The 14,743-nt window shown below is 61.5% G+C and carries 14 protein-coding genes; 10 read left to right on the top strand and 4 right to left on the bottom strand.

Annotated features, from left to right (window positions below):
- Positions 1-31: 31 nt before the first annotated feature.
- The 10 genes from ACEK02_RS12975 to ACEK02_RS12930 all read left to right on the top strand — a co-directional run bounded on the left by ACEK02_RS12975 (position 32) and on the right by ACEK02_RS12930 (position 12,988).
- Positions 32-1,405, top strand: a complete 1,374-nt coding sequence (locus ACEK02_RS12975) for an NAD(P)/FAD-dependent oxidoreductase (protein WP_371422099.1) — start codon at positions 32-34, stop codon at positions 1,403-1,405.
- Between the two features lie 130 nt (positions 1,406-1,535).
- A complete protein-coding gene (gene msrB, locus ACEK02_RS12970) occupies positions 1,536-2,042 on the top strand; it encodes a peptide-methionine (R)-S-oxide reductase MsrB (RefSeq protein WP_371422098.1) in 507 nt (168 codons plus the stop codon).
- Positions 2,043-2,259: 217 nt separating this feature from the next.
- A complete protein-coding gene (locus ACEK02_RS12965) occupies positions 2,260-4,116 on the top strand; it encodes a flagellar hook-basal body complex protein (RefSeq protein WP_371422097.1) in 1,857 nt (618 codons plus the stop codon).
- A gap of 58 nt (positions 4,117-4,174) precedes the next feature.
- Positions 4,175-6,076 (top strand): flagellar hook-associated protein FlgK, encoded by a 1,902-nt coding sequence (gene flgK, locus ACEK02_RS12960; RefSeq protein WP_371422096.1) that lies wholly within the window; start codon positions 4,175-4,177, stop codon positions 6,074-6,076.
- 7 nt (positions 6,077-6,083) lie between these two features.
- Positions 6,084-7,697 carry a flagellar biosynthesis protein FlgL gene (locus ACEK02_RS12955; protein WP_371422095.1) on the top strand — a complete coding sequence of 538 codons (1,614 nt, stop codon included), beginning with the start codon at positions 6,084-6,086 and terminating at the stop codon, positions 7,695-7,697.
- Between the two features lie 281 nt (positions 7,698-7,978).
- Positions 7,979-9,553: a flagellin gene (locus ACEK02_RS12950; RefSeq protein ID WP_371422094.1), complete on the top strand. Its 1,575-nt coding sequence runs from the start codon at positions 7,979-7,981 to the stop codon at positions 9,551-9,553.
- Positions 9,554-9,928: 375 nt separating this feature from the next.
- Positions 9,929-11,527, top strand: a complete 1,599-nt coding sequence (locus ACEK02_RS12945) for a flagellin (protein ID WP_371422093.1) — start codon at positions 9,929-9,931, stop codon at positions 11,525-11,527.
- Between the two features lie 259 nt (positions 11,528-11,786).
- Positions 11,787-12,164, top strand: a complete 378-nt coding sequence (gene flbT, locus ACEK02_RS12940) for a flagellar biosynthesis repressor FlbT (RefSeq protein WP_089265190.1) — start codon at positions 11,787-11,789, stop codon at positions 12,162-12,164.
- Positions 12,165-12,167: 3 nt separating this feature from the next.
- On the top strand, positions 12,168-12,533 hold the full coding sequence (flaF, locus tag ACEK02_RS12935) for a flagellar biosynthesis regulator FlaF (RefSeq protein ID WP_371422092.1): 366 nt from the start codon (positions 12,168-12,170) through the stop codon (positions 12,531-12,533).
- A 95-nt stretch (positions 12,534-12,628) separates the two neighbouring features.
- Positions 12,629-12,988, top strand: coding sequence for a hypothetical protein (locus ACEK02_RS12930; RefSeq protein WP_371422091.1), 360 nt, complete (start codon positions 12,629-12,631; stop codon positions 12,986-12,988).
- A 9-nt stretch (positions 12,989-12,997) separates the two neighbouring features.
- Here ACEK02_RS12930 and ACEK02_RS12925 read toward each other — a convergent pair whose 3' ends face one another.
- From ACEK02_RS12925 to ACEK02_RS12910, 4 genes are all read right to left on the bottom strand, one after another.
- Complete coding sequence (locus ACEK02_RS12925) at positions 12,998-13,384, bottom strand: hypothetical protein (RefSeq protein WP_371422090.1); 387 nt, start codon at positions 13,382-13,384, stop codon at positions 12,998-13,000.
- A gap of 164 nt (positions 13,385-13,548) precedes the next feature.
- Positions 13,549-14,043 (bottom strand): hypothetical protein, encoded by a 495-nt coding sequence (locus ACEK02_RS12920; protein ID WP_371422089.1) that lies wholly within the window; start codon positions 14,041-14,043, stop codon positions 13,549-13,551.
- A gap of 17 nt (positions 14,044-14,060) precedes the next feature.
- Positions 14,061-14,408 (bottom strand): flagellar assembly peptidoglycan hydrolase FlgJ, encoded by a 348-nt coding sequence (gene flgJ / locus ACEK02_RS12915; protein WP_371422088.1) that lies wholly within the window; start codon positions 14,406-14,408, stop codon positions 14,061-14,063.
- Positions 14,408-14,743: flagellar basal body P-ring protein FlgI (locus ACEK02_RS12910; protein WP_371422087.1), on the bottom strand; the 336-nt coding region annotated here is incomplete at its 5' end. The genes flgJ and ACEK02_RS12910, both read right to left, overlap by 1 nt.

Genomic DNA, 14,743 nt, shown 5'->3' with positions numbered 1-14,743 from the left:
CAAGCGCCCCACCTGTCCGTAAGAAAACGTCATGACCGCCCCTTCCGCAAGCGTGACATTTGGACCTGAGGTCGCCGACGCCGACCGCGCGCGACTGACCTTCAGTCTCGATGTGGATGTCTGCGTGGTCGGGGCCGGGCTCGCCGGGCTCAGCATTGCGCTTGAGGCGGCGCGTCTGGGTGCAAGCGTCGCGGTGCTCGAAGGGCGTCACGTCGGTTGGAACGCGTCCGGCAACCAGCTGGGAACCGTGATGCCGGGCTTTGGCCTGCCGCTCGCCGATCTGGTTGCGCGTGTTGGTCTGGAAGACGCGCGCGAGTTGTGGACGCTGTCGAAGCAAGGTGCGGAATATGTGCGGATCCTGGCCGCCGAGGGCGTGATCCCAGGTCTTGGTGTTTCGGAAGGCGCACTTGAAGTCTCCAATGTCGATGTCGGAGATCGCTTGATCGCGCAGCTGCAGATGCTCAGCGAGGATTTCGACACCGAGGTGGAAGGCTGGCAGATCGAACGGGTCCGCGATGTGCTGAAAACCGGACGCTACTTCCACGGCGTGTATCATCCGAGGGCGTTTCAACTCGACGGCCGCAAATATCTGCTGGGCCTGGCAGCGCTGGCGAAGCAGGCTGGTGTGCGCATCTTCGAGGATACGCCGGTGGTCAGCATCGATGCCGACGGCATCCGCAAGCGTATCGTGACGCCGTCGGCGCAGATGCGGGCATCGCATATCGTGCTGGCGGGTAACATCCATCTTGGTGCGCCGGCACAACGGTTGTCGGACACGCTGCTGCCGGTGTGGCGCTATGCAGGCATCACAGAGCCGCTCGGCGAGCGTCTTGCCGAGGTGGTCACGTTTCAAGGTTCGGTGAGTGACAGTGACGGTGTCGATCACTTTCGTATCGTCGACGGCGATCGGCTGATGTGGTCGAGCCCGGAAACGACCTGGGCCGGGCAGCCGAAGCGCTATGCCGGTGCGATCGCGCGCCGCATCCGCACCGTGTTTCCGGCGCTGGGCAAGGTTGCCATGGCCGAGACCTTCGGCGGCGCGCTCGGTCAGACCGTGCATGGCATGCCGCAGATCGGGCAACTCCGTCAGGGACTGTGGGTCGCCAGCGGGTTCAGCCATCGTGGCCTCAATACCACCGCCATGGCAGGTCGGCTGATCGCAGGGGGCATGCTGGCTTACGATGATCGCTTCAAGCTGTTTGCGCCGTTCGAACTGGTCTGGGCCGGCGGCAGGACCGGGCGGGCCGTTGGCCACGCGGTCGGGCTATGGGAGCGGCAGAGTTCGGCGCTGGCCGGCACGCTGGCCCGGTATCGCGAACGGGCGCGGGCGCGAGAGCGGATCCGCGAGGCGCGGCTGGCCGAGGCCAATCTGCGCGCGGGAACACGTGGCCCGCGGCCAGGCTAGGCCGGTCCGCCGGGCTTCCGGCGCGCAACAAAACGTGAGTAATATTTCTGAACCGGCATGTAACTTCCGCCCCGTCCGCCCGTATTTCAGGCGAACGAGATGATCGTCTCGATTGTCAGGGAGACCAACCATGATCGACCGCCGCTTTCTTTTGACGACCGCTGCTGGCCTGGGCGGATTGCTGTCGCTGAAATGGCTGACGGCTTCGCCGGCGCGGGCTGCCTCGGACGAGAAGTTCGAGGTCATGAAGACCGATGAGGAATGGCGCAAGCAGCTGACGCCGCAGCAATACGAGATCCTGCGCAAGGAAGGCACCGAGCGGCCATATTCGAGCCCGCTGAACAAGGAAAAGCGCAAGGGCACCTTTGCCTGCGCCGGCTGCGACAATCCACTGTTCTCGTCGGAGACCAAGTTCGAGAGCGGCACCGGCTGGCCGAGCTTCTGGAAGCCGCTGGACAACGCGGTCGGCGAGCGCAAGGATTCGACGCTCGGTATGGTCCGCACCGAGATTCATTGCCGTCGCTGCGGCGGCCATCTTGGTCACGTCTTCGATGACGGCCCGAAGCCGACTGGCTTGCGTTACTGCATGGATGGCTTCGCGATGATCTTCAAACCGGCCGCGCCGTCGGCGACCTGAGCAACTGCGCAGACCCCGGCGAAATCAGGCGCCGATCCGGCAATTATTACCCTGCTAGGCAAATGTGCCCCGGTCCATGGACCGGGGTTCTTTGTTTAGTGCGTTGAATTCGTTGCATTTATCCCCTTGGCACGGCGCTTGCGACATCTCCTCCGACAGCGGCTGCGAATTTGGCACCATCCGGCGGGCCGCCCGGATCGAAGTTGGAGACGATGTAATGGGTATCTTCGGCGCTCTCACCACGTCCGTTGCGGGCCTGCGGGCGAACTCCTATGCGCTGGAAAACATTTCCGGCAACATCGCGAACTCGCAGACCACCGCCTTCAAGCGGATCGATACCAGCTTCCTCGACCTCATTCCCGATGCCGGCACATCCGCACAGGTGGCCGGCAGCGTGACGGCGCAATCGCGCAGCACCAACACCATCGCAGGTTCGGTGCAGTCGTCTTCGGTCGCGACTTACATGGCGATCAACGGCGACGGCTTCTTTGCGGTGCAGAAGCCCGGCAACGTCTCCGACTCCACGCCGATCTTTGACGGCGTCAACAAATACACCCGTCGCGGCGACTTCTCGCTCGACAAGAACGGCTATCTCGTCAACGGCGCTGGCTACTATCTGCAGGGCGTCAAGATCGATCCCTCGACCGGCAACCCGGCCGGCAGTACGCCGGAAGTGCTGCGCTTCCAGAATGACTTCCTGCCGTCGCAGGCCACCACCAAGATCGACTACCGCGCCAACCTCGCCAGCTATCCGCTGACCACCAAGCATCAGACGTCGGTGCCTGGTTCCGAATTGTTGCGATCGGCCGACTTCGTGTCGAACCCGCGCGTGCTGGGCACCGCGGCAACGCCTTTCGGCAATACGGGTGTTCCCGGCAACGCGCGCAACAATTTCGCGACGACGCCGGCGCCGATCTCGGCGGCTACCAAACTCGCGCCCGTATCCGGCAGCGATACGCTGCCGGTCGGCTTCGCGAACGGCGATACGCTCGTCCTGAAGACCACAAGTGCCGGCGTCACCACGACCAAGACGCTTTCGTTCTACACGGGCGGCGTTGCTCCCGCGCCCGTGCCAGGCACGACCTTCATCCCGATCGATACGGCCACTGTCGGCGACGTGCTCACCGCCATCGACACCGCGACCGGCAACACGTCGCCGCTATCGAGCGTGTCCCCCACCGGTGTGATCACATTGAACTCCGGTACGGCGAACGACTTTACGCTGGCGGCAGGGTCGACGACCACGGCGGTCGCCGCATTCCAGGCCCTGGGTTTCACCGGCACCGTCACCGGCCTTCGTTCGGGCGGCGGTACGGCGGGCACCGGCATCGTGATCGGCAGCGACTCTCAGACCTTCCTCGATGAATCGATCAGCGGCGGGGCCAAGACGGTCTATGACGGCAACGGTGCGCCGGTCAGCCTGCAATTCAGGTGGGCGAAAGTCGAATCCGCTACGCAGGGCGGAACGGATACCTGGAACCTGTTCTACCAGACCGACCCCGCGGCCACGGGCGCGACCGCTGCCTGGCAGAATGTCGGCACCGACTTCAAGTTCGGGCCGAACGGCCAGATGCAGCCGGTCGTCGGCCAGATCACGCTGACCGGCCTGACCGTCAGCGGCAAGAGCCTTGGCAATGTCACCATGGCATTCGGCACCGGTGGTCTCACGCAATTCGCCGACACCAACGGCAACGTCCAGGTCAATCAGCTCGAGCAGGACGGCTACGCTGCGGGGCAGCTGCAGAGCGTGTCGGTCAGCAATGAAGGACGTGTGGTCGGCAGCTACTCCAACGGCCGCAACATCGATCTTGCCGAAGTCAGCATTGCCACCTTCAACGGCGCCAACTTCCTCAAGCGCATCGACGGTGGCGCATTCGAGACGACCAACGAATCCGGCGAAGCCTTGTACGGCAAGGGTGGCAGCATTTCCGGCTCGTCGCTGGAGTCGTCCAACACCGATATCGCCGATGAATTCACCAAGCTCATCGTCACCCAGCAGGCTTATTCAGCCAATACCAAGGTGATCACGACCACCAACACCATGGTTCAGGATCTGCTGAACGTGATGCGTTAACCGGAAAGCCGCGGCTGCGGCCTTCTTCCCGCGTGAACCTTGAGAGCGACAGTTAGTTATGAGTCTGAACGACGCACTCTCCATCGCCATGTCCGGCCTGCGCGCCAATCAGGCCGCGATGTCGCTGGTATCCTCGAATGTGGCCAATGCGGAAACGCCCGGCTACATTCGCAAGTCGACAGATCAGGTCGCAGTCAATTCCGGCAACGGCAGCAGCGTCCGCACCGTCGGCGTCAATCGCCAGCTCGATCAGTATATTCAGGCGCAGCTCCGCACCGAAACGTCGGGCGCGGGCTATGCCACGCTCCGTTCGAGCTTCCTGCAGCAGATGCAGAGCCTCTACGGCGATCCTGGTTCAGTCGGCTCGCTCGAATATTCCTTCAACGCCCTGACGACGGCAGTGCAGGCGCTGTCTACGAGTGCGGACAGTCAGTCGGCACGGATCGGCGTGCTCAATGCCGCGCAAACACTTGCGCAACAATTGAATTCGATGACGCAGGGCATTCAGAACCTGCGCGGCGCGGCGGAAAACGGCATCAAGGATTCCGTGACGACCGCCAACACTCTGATGAAGCAGATTGCCACGATCAACAATCAGTTGACGGCCAATCCGCAAGGCGGGACATCGACGGACTCCAACACCGCCGCGCTGCTCGATCAGCGCGATCAATATGTCACGCAGCTCTCGCAGCTGATGGATATCCGCGTCACTACCAATGGCGCCAATCAGGTTACCATCTTCACCGGTTCCGGTGTGCAGCTGGTGGGCAACGAAGCGGCGACACTGGCGTTTAATGCCCAGGGCACAGTATCGGCCGGCACGACGTGGAGCGCGGATCCCAGCAAGAGTAATCTCGGCTCGGTGGTGATCGAATTTCCGAATGGCGGATCGATCGATCTGACTGCCACCGGCGCTATCAAGTCGGGCACGATCGCCGCATATACCGAACTTCGCGACAAGACGCTTGTCGAGGCGCAGAACCAGCTCGATCAGTTCGCTGGGTCGATCTCGAGCGCGCTCTCGGACAAGACGACAGCTGGAAGCGTCTTTCCCGTGCCGACGGTGCCGCCGACGGCGCTGCCTCCGGGGACGCCGACCGGCTTTACGCTCGATGTCTCGCAGATGAAGCCGGGCAATGTGATTCACTTCACGTATACGGATACGGCGACCAACACGCAGCGCGAGATTTCGTTCATGCGGGTCGATGATCCCAGCGTGCTGCCGCTGCCGAACACGGCAACAACCAATCCGAATGATACCGTCATCGGCCTCGATTTTTCTTCGGGCTTCGGCTCGGTTCTGAATCAGTTGAACGCGGCGCTTGGCGGGCAGGCTACGTTCTCCGGCACGGCCGGCGCACTCACCGTCGTCAACAATCCCGCATTCGCCAACATCAACGCGGCGTCGGTGACGGTCACGCAAGGTCCCAACGATCTGAGCAACGGCAGCCCGGAGCTGGCGTTGTTCACCGATAACGGCGCCGCCTATAGCGGTGGCATCAGCAAGAACGGTTCGCAGATGACCGGTCTCGCGGGCCGGCTGACGATCAACAATGGGATCGTCGCCGATCCGTCCAAGCTGGTGGTTTACAGCGGATCGACGGCAGCAGGCGACACGACGCGGTCGGCCCTCCTGCTCAACCAGTTGAACAATGCCAGTTTCACTTATTCGCCGGCGACGGGAACTGGCAGCGCTACGGCGCCGTTCAAGGGGACGCTGCTGAGCTATATGCGCCAGTTCGTCGGGCAGCAGGGCGCTGCTGCAGATTCCGCCAAGCAACTGGCGGATGGCCAGAACGTCGTTCTCAACACACTCGACAAGAAGATGGCAGACGCGTCCGGCGTGAATATGGATGACGAGATGGCGCATCTGCTGTCGCTGCAGAACGCCTATTCGGCCAATGCGCGCGTGATGTCGACGGTCAACGAATTGTACAAAACCCTGATGCAGGCATTCTGAGGTAATCATGACGATCAGCGGTGTCAGCGGACGTACATCCTATATCGGATCCGGAATTACCAGTCTGCGCGATCAGCTCGATACGCTGACGCAGCAGCTGTCGAGCGGCAAGGTCTCGAACACCTATGCAGGGCAGGGCAGCGGTCGCAGTCTCGCGATCGCGTTGCGCGCGCAGATCAGCAATGTGGCCGCCTATGCCGATACCGCAGTCAATCTGAACACGCGCATCGGCGTGGCCAATCTGTCGCTGCAGCGGCTCGTTGCGATCGGATCGGAAGTGAAGGGCGCTGCCGTCAGCGCCGGCAGCAATTTCGACAATACCGGTCAGACGCCGGGGCAGAAGACCGCCTCGCTCGATTTCTATGACTCAGTCGACATGCTCAATGCCAAGTCGGGCGACCGTTACCTGTTCTCCGGGCGGGCCACCGACACGGCACCGGTCGCGCCGGCCGACCAGATCATGAATGGTAACGGTGCGGCGATTGCCGGCCTCAAGCAGGTGATCTCGGAGCGCAACCAGGCCGACCTCGGAGCATCCGGTATGGGCCACATGCTGCTGTCGCAGCCGACCACCACTTCGGTGCAGATCGGCGAAGACTTCGCTGCCGATCCAACGGCGACGCCGCCAGTCGCAGCGACGCCGTTCGGCCTCAAGCTGAATGCGATCTCGACCACGATCACCGGTGCGACGGTCACCCAGCCGACCGCAACACCGCCGGCCACCACGCCACCGTCGCCGCTTGCGATGTCGGTCGATCTCGGCGCGACCAATCCGAAAGATGGCGATCAGATCAAGTTCACATTCAACCTGCCTGACGGCACCACCGAAGACATCGTTCTGACCGCGTCGTCGGCGACGCCAACGCCGGCGGGCTCGTTTGCGATCGACCCGGGGCAGCCGAATGCGACGCCTCCCGTGGCCCCGTCATCGGCGGTCACCGCTGCCAATCTGAATACAGCGCTGACATCGGCGGTGAAAAGCCTTGCCAACGGCCCGTTGGTCGCGGCTTCGTCGATCCAGGCCGGTAACGAATTCTTCGATCAGCCGCCGATGCGCGTGCAGGGCTCGCCCGCCAGCGCAGCGACGTCGCTGGTTGCCGGTACGGCTGCCAATACCGTGATCTGGTATCAGGGCGAGCAGAACACGGCCGCCAATGGCTCGGCCCGCGGATCGGCAATCTCCCAGATCGATACATCGATCACGGTGCAATATGGCGCGCGCGCCGACGAGCAGGCCCTGCGCTCGCAACTGCAGACCGTCGCGGTGTTCGCGGCCGTGGCCGTCGATCCGGCACAACTCGGCAATGCGACCTATGCAAAAAACGCCAATGCGCAGATCGCGGCGCTGAACCAGCGCGTGGCGCAGAATCTGGCGGCTGTCCCTGGCCAGCAGACCATTCAGGACATCCAGGCCGACTTTGCCGGCGCGCAGGCATCGATCAAATCGACGACAGATCGCCAGGTGCAGACCAAGGCGATGGCCCAGACAATGCTCGACTCCATCGAGGGCATTAATAACGACGAGGTCGCGACCAAAATTCTGGCGCTGCAGACCGCCTTGCAGGCCTCGTATCAGACAACGTCAAATCTTTATCAGATGAGCTTGGTTAAGTTTCTTTAACGGGTTGCCTCGTGTTTACAACTTCGCCGGGCTTTGGCTTCTTCGCCAAAGTCCGGGAAGCCAACCTCCCAGCTTCACAAAAGCACTGATAACAAACGACAAAGCCCGACTCTCACGAGTCGGGCTTTGTCGTTTCCGGGGCGGGTGCAGGTAGCTAAATACACGCGCAGGGAGCATTAAATCCGCACAGTTCCCTTTACGCAATTTTAGAACCTGCGGTTCATCTTCCCTCTGTCGACCAAGAAGGTCGCTCGTTGTGTCTACCAGGAAGGTAACCAAACATGTCCGGCATTACACTCTCGGCTTCCGTCCGTCAGAACCTGCTCTCGCTGCAGTCGACCGCGGACCTCCTCTCCACCACCCAGAACCGCCTCGCGACCGGCAACAAGGTCAACTCGGCGCTCGACAATCCCACGAACTTCTTCACCGCGCAGGGCCTGAACAACCGCGCTGGCGACATCAACAACCTGCTCGATGGTATCGGTAACGGCGTGCAGATCCTGCAGGCCGCCAACACCGGCATCACCTCGCTGCAGAAGCTCGTCGACTCCGCCAAGTCGATTGCGAACCAGGCGCTGCAGGCGACCTCGGGCTATTCGACCAAGTCGCAGTTCTCCTCGACGATCGCCGGTGCGACTGCCACCAACCTGCTCGGCACGCCCGATACCGCAGCCACGCTCACTGGCACGGCGACTGGTACTCTTGCGGCTGCTTCTGCTTTGACGACTGCGGCTGGCGGCAGCTTTGCGGCCAACGATACACTCATCGTGAACGGTACGACGATCAAGATCACGGCTGCAGGTGCTGGTACCGCTGCGTCCACGACTGATCCAGACGGCACCATCAACCTGAACACCACCGCGACCACTGCAGCGACCACTGACGATCTGACCGCTGCAATCAAGACGGCTCTCGGTGGTGGCACCGCGGCCGCGTCGATCACCGGCAACAAGCTCACGCTGACGAACAGCAACGCCACGGGCAGCATTGTCCTGGGTGGTAGTGCGCTTGCCAAGGTGGGCCTCACGGCTGGCACCACGGCAGCGACGAGCTCGTTCGCTGGTCAGGCGCTGACGATCGGTGCGATCGACGGTAGCGCTGCCCAGACGATCACCTTCGGCAAGGGCGCCAATCAGGTCAATACGCTCGACGATCTGAACAAGAAGTTGGCAACCAGCAATCTGCAGGCGACGCTCGACACGTCCGGAAAGCTGACCATCCAGACCACGAACGATGAAGCATCGTTCGATCTGACGGCCAGCGGCATCATCGGTGGCACGGCGACCGGCTCGGGCAAGCTGTTCGGCGCGCTGAACACCTCCGCTCCGGTGGCTGACGTCAACGCTCAGAACACCCGCGCTGGCCTGGTCGCGCAGTACAATACGGTGATCGACCAGATCAAGACCACCGCAAGCGACTCGTCGTTCAACGGCGTCAACCTGCTGAACGGCGATACGCTCGCGCTGACCTTCAACGAGACCGGTAAGTCGAAGTTGAGCATCACCGGCGTCACCTTCGATCCGGCTGGCCTCGGTCTGGCGTCGCTGACCAAGGGCACCGACTTCCTCGATAACGCTGGTACCAACAAGCTCCTGGCCTCGCTGAACACCGCCAGCTCCACGCTGCGTTCGCAGGCTTCGGCTTTCGGCTCGAACCTGTCGGTCGTGCAGATGCGTCAGGACTTCTCGAAGAACCTGATCAACGTGCTGCAGACCGGTGCATCGAGCCTCACGCTCGCCGACACCAACGAGGAAGCGGCCAACAGCCAGGCGCTGTCGACCCGCCAGTCGATCGCCGTCTCCGCGCTGTCGCTGGCCAACCAGTCGCAGCAGGGCGTTCTCCAGCTCCTCCGCTAAACTTCAGCGGACTAGTCGAAACAGAAGGCGGCGGGGCAGAAAGCCCCGCCGTTTTTCGTTGTCCAATCGTCGCAAAGCCCCGGAAAGCTTAAGCTTTCCGGGGCTTTGCCGTTTTGGGGCAGTTTTACGAAAGCCTTAATCCGCTGTTAACCATATCTTAAATGGTCGTCGGTCATATTCGGCCTGAGTAGGAAGCAGGTAGGCCGAGAATCGGCCGCGTTTAATCCGGGCATTGCCGCAAGGCGGACCGAGATTCCTCTTCCAGAAGGGCGTCAAATTTAACCGGCAGCGTCGCGGCGAGATGGGTCTCGTCAGATGCACCATGCGCTTGTGCGACCTGAAGGTCGACCGCGCTGGGAACAGGAAGGTTTCCATATGTCAGGCATCGTTCTTTCGGCTTCGGTTCGCCAGAACCTGCTGTCGTTGCAGTCGACGGCGGACCTCTTGTCCACGACGCAGAATCGTCTTGCGACCGGTAAGAAGGTCAACACCGCGCTCGACAACCCCACCAACTTCTTCACGGCAGCAGGGCTCGATAGCCGCGCCGGCGACATCAACAGCCTGCTCGACGGCATCGGTAACGGCGTGCAGGTGCTGCAGGCGGCCAATACCGGCATCACCTCCTTGCAGAAGCTGGTCGATACCGCGAAATCGATCGCCAATCAGGCGCTGCAGATACCTGTCGGCTACAACGCCAAGTCGTCGATCACGACGCCGATCAATCCGGGCGCGACCGCGGACAATCTGTTGGGTACATCCGCGAAGACCGACAACACCTTCGTTGGTACCATCGCGAATAACAAGAATGCGGCTGCCATTACGGGCGCCACGCTGCTGTCGGGCGGAGCGGCGACCGATTCGATCGCCACCAGTTTCGCGGTGAACGACACCATCACCGTCAATGGTCAGAGCCTGACCTTCAGAGCGTCGGGCGCTTCGGGCGCCAACGAGATCAATATCACGGACAGCGTCACCACGCTGCTGAGCAAGATCGATGCGCTGTCGGGTGGTGCCGGCTCGGCAGTCAACACGGCAGCGCCCATTGGAGCGATCACGCTGCACACGGGTACTGCTTCCGATCTGTCGATCACGAGCTCGAACACCGCCGCGCTCGCCGGGCTCGGGTTGGGTACGTCGGTGACCCAGGCGCGAACTTCAGGCCCGACGGCCCTGGGTGGTCCGCCTGCGCTGACGCTGACGATCGCGGCAACCAATCCATCGAGCGCCGCGACGAACATCACCTTCGGCACTGCGAGCGGTCAGGTCTCGACACTGGCGCAGCTTAACGCGGCGCTGGCACCGAACAATCTGCAGGCGGTCATCGATCCCGCCGGCTTCATGACCATCACGACCTCGAACGATGCTGCGTCGTCGACGATCGGCGCCATTGGCGGCACAGCCGCGGGCGTCGGCAAGCTGTTCAACGGCCTGGTGCCGAGCACGCCGGTTCAAGACTTCGCGTCGCAGACCTCGCGCGCCAATCTCGTCGCGCAGTATAACAACATCATCGACCAGATCACGACCACGTCGCAGGATGCCTCCTTCAACGGCATCAACCTGCTGGGTGGCGATCAGCTCAAGCTGGTGTTCAACGAGACAGGCAAGTCCACGCTCAACATCGCCGGCACGACCCTGACGCCGGCAGGTCTGGGCCTCAGCAAGCTCGCCAAGGGCGCGGACTTCCTCGACAACACATCGGCGAACAACACGCTGGCTGCGCTTAATATCTCCAGCTCGGTTCTCCGCGCGCAGGCCTCGGCGCTCGGCTCCAACCTGTCGATCGTGCAGATCCGTCAGGAATTTGCCAAGAACCTGATCAATGTGCTGCAGACCGGTTCGTCCAACCTGACGCTGGCAGACACGAACGAGGAGGCTGCCAACAGTCAGGCGCTGTCGACCCGGCAGTCGATAGCGGTGTCCGCGCTGGCGCTGGCCAACCAGTCGCAGCAGAGCGTGCTCAAGCTGCTCCAGTAAGTCTGACAGCCGCACTGGGATTATCGGACGGCGGGGAAACCCCGCCGTTTTTCGTTAGTAGCGCATCATAAGCGGCGCTTTGTCGGGGCTGGAGCTTTCCCGGGCCTGAGATGTACGCCGCTGAACGCTGGTATTATTCATATCGCAAGCGTATTTTCCGGGTTCCTGGATAGTGCATGCCCGCCCGAAGCGCGGCACCAGATACCGCCGGCTTTTGCATGCGGTCTCTGGGGAGCCGGTGAGGGAAAAGGAGAGCTGAATGCCTTTGCGAGTCGAATTGAAGCCGGGTGAGCGAATCATCATCGGCCAAAGCGTGATCACCAATTCCGATACGCGCACGGCGTTCCTGATTGATGGCGATGCGCCAATCATGCGTGAAAAGGACATCCTCACCGCGGAGACTGCAACGACACCGGTCAAGCGCGTCTATCTCTGCGTGCAGATGATGTATCTGGAGAATGATATCCCCGCCTATCAGGAACTGTATCTCGGCTTCATCAAGGAATTGATTGAAGCGGTTCCGAGTTTTCGCGAGACGATTGAGGACGTCAGTAAGCTTATTTTAAGCGGCGCACTTTACAAAGCACTCAAGGAATTGCGTCCGCTGATCAAGCGGGAAGAAGAGTTTTTGAGGTAGCGAATGTCGATCGGTGCTCAAGCCTACGCGCGTACTGCCCAGACCACGGCGACACCGAGAGACATCGAAGCCCAAGCCCTTCTGAAGGCAGCGCGCAAGCTGCAGGACGTGGTGACCAATTGGGCCCACACCGATGCTGGCCTTGATGAGGCTCTTCTCTTCAACCGCAAGCTCTGGTCCATCTTCGTCGGCGATGCCATGAATGACCAGAATCCGGAATCGATCGAGATCCGTCAGAACATCGCCAATATCGGCATTTTCGTTCTGACGCAGTGCACCGCGCTTCAGCAGATCCGCCAGGTTGAACATCTGCAAGCGCTCATCGATATCAACCGCAATATTGCGGCGGGACTGTCCGGTCGCCCGTGAGCCTGAGTGGCTCCGTAACGATAGCTTAACGGTCTGAGCGGCCTAATCGCCGGCAGAGATGCGCGGTGATTCGGACCGCGCGGTACGAGGCAGCAATGGCAGACGCTCTCAGCATCCTGGCGACGGCCTACAAGACGACGACGCCGGTGACCCCAGGCAAGTATGTGGCCGTGGATCCTGAGGCTTATAAGGGCAGTTGGGAAGGCAAATACGCCAACGGCAAGAAGTTCGAGATCGCGATTTCGCAAGTCGAAGGCTTTCGCGCGCAGGTGAAGTATCAGAGCGAGGGGACCGTCAAGTATCAGCAGGTCCTGATCAAGGATAACTCGTTTCGCGTGGGCGACACCAAGTTTCAGATGACGGCCAACAACAAGGCGACGATCAAGAACGTCGTGACCGATGCCGCCACCGGCGGTACGTATCTTGATACGGCTTACGCAACGCGCAACGTGTGATCAGCAGCATTAGATGCTGCGGTCTGTCTCCATGCGTCGATTCTGCTGCTTCGCGTCCTGCTTGAGCGTATCCATGGCGCGTAGATAGGCCCGGGAACGCAGTCGCGATTCCTCGGGGTACTGATCGATCACCTGGTTGGACTTCTTGTCCACGGACACAAAGACGATCTCGCCTGCACCCTTGTCGATGACGACTTCCTTCGAGATACGGTCGCTATCCATCTGCTGATAGTTCGCCGCAGAGATATTGGGCTGCAGCACGCGGGGCGCTGCCGACACAGTCTTGTCGGGTGGCAGTTGCGTAGGCACGGCTTCACGCACCGCTTCTGGTGCGGGTCTGATGACAGGCGTGGCAACCGGTGCCCCCACCGGTTTGATATTGAAGTCGGCACCCATGGCAGCCCTCCTGGCTCCATTAGATCAATCCCGACCCGTTCCCAAACGACATTATGCACCGAACGGCTGAATCCGGTGCTTACCTGCGCGTTGCAATTTAATTCAAAAGACAGCAATGCCGCGGCGCGTCTCACGCGCCCACAGTCGTATGACCAACTATGCGATCAAAGTGACCTGCTGACGACAATGGGCGTCATGTTGGCTCGGCCGGGCTGAGCCTGTCGACCGGCCGCCGTATAGGTCTGCGGGATATTACGCTTCTGAACCTCGGCATTGACGCCGCGGACAATGCCTTCCGACACCGCATGCGCGGTGGCGAGCACGGTCAGATTGACCTGTAGCATCGCACGGAACACGTCATGGTGCTTGCGCAAGGCCGAGAGCAGGTCTGGCGTCGTCTGCGCGAGATATGTCTGGCTGATCTTGAGCAGCGAGATCATCGCGATGTAACGACGCGAAATATCCGCCTTCGGAGCTTCGAGCTTGATAGCCTCGCGGATATGGCCGTTGCGGACCAGCGTCGTCTCCTGCTCGATGACGGCGAGCAGTTCGTTCATCACCTTCATCAGTTCGTCGGCGAGCTGGCGGGCTTCCATCAGCGTCGCGACCGAACGCGGTGCGACGATCGGTGCGGCTTGCTTGCGTTGCGCGTTGTTCATGGCGGTGTCCTCTGCGATCAGCTGGCGCGGTTGGCCTGCTGGATGATGAGCGAACGAAAGACTTCGTTGGAGATGCCGACGCCGCCAGCCTTGGCGAACGACTTCGAATACTCGTCGGTCAGCATCGAGCGCCATGCGCCGGTGCCGGTGGTGTCGCCGAACGGGCCTTCGCCCTTGATGCCCGATGTCATCTGCGAGAACATCGTGTTGATGAACATCGCCTCGAAGTCTTCGGACTGCTTGCGCGTCTTGGCCTGAGCTTGCGGCGACACTTTCTGCAGGGCATCGATCAGCGTCTGGTCGGGACGCCCGTTAATCGTCGGGTGCTTGGTCTGATAGGCGGCGACAGCGGTGTTGACGTTCATCACATCACCTCGATGTCGGCCTGGATGGCGCCGGCAGCCTTGATGGCCTGCAGGATGCCGATCAGGTCGCGCGGGCCGATGCCGAGACCGTTGAGACCATCGACGAGCTGTTGCAGCGAGACGCCGTCCTTCACCAAAGCGAACTTCTTGCCGTCCTCGGTCACGCCGACGCGCGTGCTCGGCGTGGCGACAGTGCGGCCATTGGAGAATGCATTGGGCTGGCTGACATTGGCGCTCTCCGAAATCGTCACGGTGAGATTGCCTTGCGCCACGGCGACGGTAGCGACGCGGACGTCGCGGCCCATCACGATGATGCCGGAGCGTTCGTCGATGAT

It is taken from the genome of Tardiphaga sp. (assembly GCF_041424195.1).
GTDB lineage: Bacteria > Pseudomonadota > Alphaproteobacteria > Rhizobiales > Xanthobacteraceae > Tardiphaga.
Note: the sequence above shows the minus strand (reverse complement) of the source record. Positions and strands in the feature narration are given on the sequence as shown.

What these genes read in the sequence shown, in the direction of transcription:
- ACEK02_RS12955 (WP_371422095.1), top strand. Translation starts at nt 6,084, where the DNA reads ATGACGATCAGCGGTGTCAGCGGACGTACATCCTATATCGGATCCGGA.
- flaF (WP_371422092.1), top strand. Translation starts at nt 12,168, where the DNA reads ATGTCGATCGGTGCTCAAGCCTACGCGCGTACTGCCCAGACCACGGCG.
- flgK (WP_371422096.1), top strand. Translation starts at nt 4,175, where the DNA reads ATGAGTCTGAACGACGCACTCTCCATCGCCATGTCCGGCCTGCGCGCC.
- ACEK02_RS12975 (WP_371422099.1), top strand. Translation starts at nt 32, where the DNA reads ATGACCGCCCCTTCCGCAAGCGTGACATTTGGACCTGAGGTCGCCGAC.
- ACEK02_RS12930 (WP_371422091.1), top strand. Translation starts at nt 12,629, where the DNA reads ATGGCAGACGCTCTCAGCATCCTGGCGACGGCCTACAAGACGACGACG.
- ACEK02_RS12925 (WP_371422090.1), bottom strand. Translation starts at nt 13,384, where the DNA reads ATGGGTGCCGACTTCAATATCAAACCGGTGGGGGCACCGGTTGCCACG.
- flgJ (WP_371422088.1), bottom strand. Translation starts at nt 14,408, where the DNA reads ATGAACGTCAACACCGCTGTCGCCGCCTATCAGACCAAGCACCCGACG.
- ACEK02_RS12965 (WP_371422097.1), top strand. Translation starts at nt 2,260, where the DNA reads ATGGGTATCTTCGGCGCTCTCACCACGTCCGTTGCGGGCCTGCGGGCG.
- flbT (WP_089265190.1), top strand. Translation starts at nt 11,787, where the DNA reads ATGCCTTTGCGAGTCGAATTGAAGCCGGGTGAGCGAATCATCATCGGC.
- msrB (WP_371422098.1), top strand. Translation starts at nt 1,536, where the DNA reads ATGATCGACCGCCGCTTTCTTTTGACGACCGCTGCTGGCCTGGGCGGA.
- ACEK02_RS12945 (WP_371422093.1), top strand. Translation starts at nt 9,929, where the DNA reads ATGTCAGGCATCGTTCTTTCGGCTTCGGTTCGCCAGAACCTGCTGTCG.
- ACEK02_RS12950 (WP_371422094.1), top strand. Translation starts at nt 7,979, where the DNA reads ATGTCCGGCATTACACTCTCGGCTTCCGTCCGTCAGAACCTGCTCTCG.
- ACEK02_RS12920 (WP_371422089.1), bottom strand. Translation starts at nt 14,043, where the DNA reads ATGAACAACGCGCAACGCAAGCAAGCCGCACCGATCGTCGCACCGCGT.